1 protein-coding gene is annotated in these 291 nt (G+C 41.6%); it reads left to right on the top strand.

All coding sequences use genetic code 11. From position 1 onward, the window contains the following. Positions 1 to 12 precede the first annotated feature (12 nt). Positions 13 to 291 (top strand): DUF4494 domain-containing protein (locus HC175_RS23100; RefSeq protein ID WP_168140092.1); only part of this gene is annotated, 279 nt, incomplete at its 3' end.

Here is a 291-nt window from a genome sequence, read left to right as displayed (position 1 = left end):
AAAAACTAAATTATGAGTGCAACCTGGTATGAATGTAAGGTGAAATACAGAAAAACACACGAAACGGGAGAGCAGAAAGTGACTACAGATACTTATCTTCTGGATGCAGTCTCCTATACGGAAGCAGAATCGAGAATCACGGAAGAAATGGCCGCTTACACCAGTGAAGAATTTAGGATCACCAACATTAAGGTGGCAAATTTTGCAGAAGTGCATCCCTTTGAAAATTCCGATCGCTGGTTCAAATCAAAGGTCTCATTAATTGCCCTGGATGAGGAGAGCGGAAAGGAA

This window comes from Salinimicrobium oceani (genome assembly GCF_012037645.1).
The sequence above is the reverse complement of the archived record's forward strand: the minus strand, read 5'-3'. Positions and strand labels throughout refer to the sequence as shown.